At 50.1% G+C, this 3503-nt stretch carries 2 protein-coding genes; one reads left to right on the top strand and one right to left on the bottom strand.

Translation table 11 applies throughout. The annotated features are described in order from the left end of the window. Nucleotides 1–2935, bottom strand: a 2935-nt coding sequence (locus tag MiSe_RS48205) for a CHAT domain-containing protein (RefSeq protein WP_226594497.1), incomplete at its 3' end; no start/stop codon positions are given. Between the two features lie 135 nt (nt 2936–3070). Here MiSe_RS48205 and MiSe_RS48210 point away from each other — a divergent pair. Continuing rightward, nucleotides 3071–3503, top strand: a 433-nt coding sequence (locus tag MiSe_RS48210; protein WP_226594500.1) for a hypothetical protein, incomplete at its 3' end; no start/stop codon positions are given.

Consider the following 3503-nt stretch of genomic DNA (forward strand, 5'->3'; position numbering starts at 1 on the left):
CTTGGGCTACCATTCCTAGATGGTGATAGTCGCTAGCAGCACTGTAGAAATCATTTGCATCTTCATAAATTTGGAGAGCCTTTTGGTAAAAAGCGATCGCCTGATCAAACCGCCGTTGCTCTTGGGCAATATAGCCGAGATTGTGATTAGCAGTGGCAATCTTGTCATTGACGGAGGGGTCATTTAAAGCTGTCAGTTCATCGAGAATTTCTTGATAAACCACTCTTGCTGTTTCTAAGTCAGCACTTTGAGCAGCTTCATTAGCTTGGTTATTCCGCAGATACATCCAGAAATCAAAAGCATCTCGCCCCTTTGCCTTTGCTTGTGCCAAGTGGATGCCAATTTGGTTCAGCACCCGTTCTTGCAGGGACTTGAATTCTGGTTTGCGCCCCCATCGCTGATATACCTCCCCCAAGGCTTGCAGAATTGCTTGAGCATAAGCCCAATCCTGCTGCTGTTCTGCCAGTCGTAAGTGTTGCAAGAGGTTCGGTTCTTCCACTCGCAGCACAGAGGTTGCCAATTCCGCATTGCTGATGAGTTCTCTATCGTATTTAGCCGCCAACAGTGCGTAGAAAACCAGCAACTTTTTTTCCAGGGTATTTATTACCTCCTGCGAACCTTTTGTATCTAACTGTTGTCGCAAATACCAAGGCAGTGCTGGGTGAATTTTGTAGATACTTTCTCCCAGATATTCCAGAATTCCTGCGTCGGCAGCTTCGTTTAGCAACCCTATCCAATCGGGTTTCTGCAAGTTTTCTCCAAACACCACCCGATATGCTTGTCCCCAATCGATATCAGGATGTGCTGAAAAAGCATCGAGGCAATCTGCATTCACTCGCTCAGAAAATAGCGCTAAAAACGGCAAATGCTGCCGCGCCCGTGCTGATAACTTGGCAAACGAATAATCCAACGACACCGTTAGCGATTTCTCTCTGCCTTCCTCCTCTGCACCCTTGAACGTATCCAATCCCCGCCGCAATGCCTCGATTAACTGCACGGGTGTCTGGGTTTTCAGGTGAGGCAATACCACCCGCAAGGATAGCGGATGTCCCCCCAATAGTTTCAGCAACTCCAGATATTCTTTTGGCAGTTTCGCCCGATTAATCTCGGCTTCTTGCAGAATCTTCGCCGCTAACTCTTCTACATCCTGTTTTACCAGTCCCTGCAAACTCAGCAGCGCGTAACCGCAATCTAACCAACGTTCTTCCCGCCGACTGGTAATCAGTACCCAAGTTTGTCCCCCGCGCAATTCCTTGAGAAACCGCTTCAATTCCTCTCTTTCGGCGGCGGGTAACAAAGGCGAATTTCCTGCTGGAAACCCATTGACGGGTTCAAAGTTATCCCAAATCAGCAGACAAGGATGGGTTTGCAAATATTGTCGCACCACCGCTTGCTGTTTTTCTGGCATTAACTGGGCGAATCTCTCACCCCCCAACGCCCTGCCTATTTGATTCACCACCTGACTCAACCCCGCACCGCGCTCAAAGCTAGTGAAGAAAATGCCCCCCGTGCGTCCTTGGGTGTCATCCAACCAGCGAGCAAATCCCCCTGCCAACTCGGTTTTGCCAACGCCGCCCATTCCCTGCAACAACACAACATAATTTTGGCGAAAAGCGCGTTCTAACCGCAAAATGTCGTAATCTCGCCCGATGAAGCCATAGGCGCTGACTTCGGGTAAATCGACGATTTGGGATTGGCTCGTTCCCTGGCTCCTGCCTGGGAACGCGATTTTGGATTGGGGGTTTTCTGCTGCGGCGATTAAGTCTTCAAAACTGGGTTCTGTAGTTTTGGGAGTAAACGGCGTGTAGGGTTCCTGCTGATACAATACCGGCACCAGCCAATCTTGCAACGGTAAATTTCCCTTCGGACTGGGGCGCAGCTTCTGGATGGACATCGATTTCCGCCCCGCCGCTACTGCACTGGCGATGCTTTCCCCCCGCACCAATTCCCCATACAGGCGTGCCATAAAGTGTTTCGCCCCTTCGGCATAGACGGAATAAGCCATAGCCACGACGCCTTTTGCACCCAATTTCACCAACTGTCCCGCCACTGATGAAAAGGGTTCTTCTCCCGCTTGTCCCGATTTGCAAGCATTGAGCAGAAAAATCGGCACGCGACAATCGGTTAAATATTGGGCAATCTCCCTAGCGGTGACAATTTCCGGCTTGCCTTGCGCGTCTTCAAAGACTAAAACCCCCTGCCCCGATGTGCCAAATTGAGTCTGGATGCTGTTGCTATTCGCTTCAAAATCCCCATGCCCGTCAAAATGGACGATGTGATAAAACCCTTTATGCGCCTGAAGTTCGGCCTCAAACTGCTTTAAACTAGGGGGACGCAACACTTTGAGATTCACCTGCTGCCGAATCGGTTGCAGCGCTTCTAATACGGGACGGGCGATGGTTTGAAAATTAATGTCGCGATCTCCATAGGGTCGCGCAATGACGAGTAAAATATTTAACTTCTCATCCGACATTGCCCCCATCTCAGCCCGCACGGCATAACTGCTGAGACTGCGGTAAGTTCCTGCCAGCAACGGCGCGAGAAATTGGTAATCCGGCGAGTACAGCAATTCCCAAGGTAAATTTAGTATCTCCGGTTCATCGGAAATAATACTGAGTTCGCAGCCATCCAACCCTTCTCGCGTCGCCTCCTGAAAAAATGTCCGCGCTTCCTCGCTGCTGCGGAAGATGATGTCAAACAGTTGCTGTCCCCAAGCTTGCAATTTCTCTTCTATCTGTTGTGCTTTCTGGGGTTCGAGTCCGTAGGGAAAGCGCAGGTATTGTTCTAAATACCACCGCAAGTCTATCAGTGCTTGCTCGTCAAATGGGTGTTGAAATGGTACTTCTGGTGCAGAGCGAGGCGTTGATTGTCCGCGTTGCCAGGAAAGTTGGATGGAATTTGCTACATGATGGACGCGCAACCAATTTCTCGCCATGTCTGCTCTGCTGGTTATGCCGATTGATGCTATGTTAACTCAGTAATTCACGCAGAGTGGGTTTGATTCCGGATACATGGGGAATAGCCGGGACACGGCACGATTAAAGTTATCTGTTTGTCCGAGATATCTCTGATGCCGTGTTCCTACGCCACAACCCGGTCGATTATCCATCATTATCCGCCGGGACACGGCACGATTAAAGTTATCTGTTTGTCCGAGATATCTATGATGCCGTGTCCCTACGCCACAACCCGGTCGATGATCCATCATCATCCGCCGGGATACGGCACGATTCAAGTTATCTGTTTGTCCGAGATATCTCTGATGCCGTGTCCCTACGCCACAACCCGGTCGATTATCCATCATCATCCGCCGGGATACGGCACGATTCAAGTTATCTGTTTGTCCGAGATATCTCTGATGCCGTGTTCCTACGCAACAACCCGGTCGATTATCCATCATCATCCGCCGGGACACGGCACGATTAAAGTTATCTGTTTGTCCGAGATATCTATGATGCCGTGTCCCTACGCCACAACCCGGTCGATTATCCATCATCATCCGC

The organism is Microseira wollei NIES-4236, assembly GCF_020521235.1.
GTDB classification, from domain to species: domain Bacteria; phylum Cyanobacteriota; class Cyanobacteriia; order Cyanobacteriales; family Aerosakkonemataceae; genus Microseira; species Microseira wollei.